General features: G+C 44.3%; 2 protein-coding genes. Both read right to left on the bottom strand.

Annotated elements, in window-relative coordinates; translation table 11 throughout:
* Positions 1–186: 186 nt before the first annotated feature.
* A complete protein-coding gene (gene asnA, locus RH85_RS20995; RefSeq protein ID WP_006714750.1) occupies positions 187–1,194 on the bottom strand; it encodes an aspartate--ammonia ligase in 1,008 nt (335 codons plus the stop codon).
* Positions 1,195–1,234: 40 nt separating this feature from the next.
* A partial coding sequence (locus RH85_RS23360; RefSeq protein ID WP_006714749.1) for a hypothetical protein occupies positions 1,235–1,626 on the bottom strand: 392 nt, incomplete at its 5' end.

The raw sequence follows: 1,626 nt of genomic DNA, 5'->3' as shown, positions 1-1,626 counted from the left end.
GTCTTGAAAAACACCGATATCGATTGGTGTTAGTCGTCAAGCCGAACCGGGTAAATTTTTAGCTGATGAAAGCTATTTTGTAGAAGCAGATCAGAGCTTATACCGAGCTAAAAATAGTGGGAGGAATCGAATTGTTGTGAGTTAGCAATAATTGCCCCTAGGGAAGGGGCAATGAGCATAGATTTATTATAGAAGTTGGATCTTGTTCTCTTCGCATTCTGCAATCATCGCATCAGGCCAGATAGACGACTGAACTTCACCAATATGCGCTTTTTGTAAGAAGAACATACAAATACGTGACTGGCCGATACCACCACCAATGGTGTAAGGCAGTGATTTGTCGAGTACCATACTGTGAAATGGCAGTGATGCGCGATCTTCACAACCAGAAATCGCCAACTGCTCTGCTAAGCTCTGTTCACAGACGCGAATACCCATTGAAGAAAGCTCCAGCGCACTGTCGAGTACCGAGTTCCAGAACAGCAAATCACCGTTGAGATTCCAATCGTCATAATCAGGTGCACGCCCATCATGACGCTCACCATCAGACAGGGCATGACCTATATTGCGAATGAACACCGCGCCATGCTCTTTACAGATCGCGTTTTCACGCTCTTTTGATGATAAATCTGGGTAGCGGTCAAGCAGCTCTTGCGAAGTAATAAAGGTCACCTTGGCGGGTAGGCGTCTTTCTAATACAGGGTATTCTTGATAGATATAGTTTTCCGTTTTTAGGAAAGCGTTATAAATCTTTTCCACGGTTGTGCGCAGGTACTCTTCATTACGCATCGATTTCTCGAGCACCTTTTCCCAATCCCATTGGTCAACATAAATCGAGTGAATGTTGTCTAGCTCTTCATCACGGCGGATCGCGTTCATGTCGGTATAAAGGCCTTCATCTTTTTGAAAGCCGTAGCGACCGAGCGCCATACGCTTCCATTTTGCCAATGAATGCACAACTTCAACATGCGCGCCGTTGTCATCAAGCAGGTCAAAGCTTACTGGACGCTCCGTTCCGTTGAGGTTGTCATTAAGGCCCGTTTCAGGTTTAACAAATAAAGGCGCCGAGACGCGCGTTAAATACAGCTCGTACGCGAGCGCGTATTCAAAGTAGTCCTTAAGCTTTTTGATCGCAACTTCGGTGTCACGCAATTCAAGTAGGGGTTGGTAGTCTTGTGGTATTTGTAACTTCATGAAAGATCCCTTTCTAAATATATCCAATATTTTTAACAATTTACGCGAGAGTTTTGTTAGCGTCCATCATTTGTTGCTCACAAAAAGCGCGCATTCTAGACTTAAGTCTCGGAATAAGCGATAGCCTAACGGTTCGCGTCGAATCACTATGCGTACCAACAGTCCCCAATTGCGGCAGACTTTTTCTCACATCGGGCAAAATAAACGTCAATCGATCCATGGTGAGATGTGTTTTTGCAGGATTTGTTGTTCGCCGAGCAAGCGAGGCGCATAGGAAATCGTTTAATGGCAAGGGTAATAAACCTAAAATAAGTGCAAAATACACCCAGAGCGATTGTAAACTAACCGTTTGATTGTTTTGATCTAATTTATTGTTGACGTAAAAAAATAATCGGGTAAAGTACGCTTCGTTCTCACGGCGAAAGTGGTGAG

Source organism: Vibrio ichthyoenteri ATCC 700023, assembly GCF_000222605.1.
GTDB classification, from domain to species: Bacteria; Pseudomonadota; Gammaproteobacteria; order Enterobacterales; family Vibrionaceae; genus Vibrio; species Vibrio ichthyoenteri.
The sequence above is the reverse complement of the archived record's forward strand: the minus strand, read 5'-3'. Positions and strand labels throughout refer to the sequence as shown.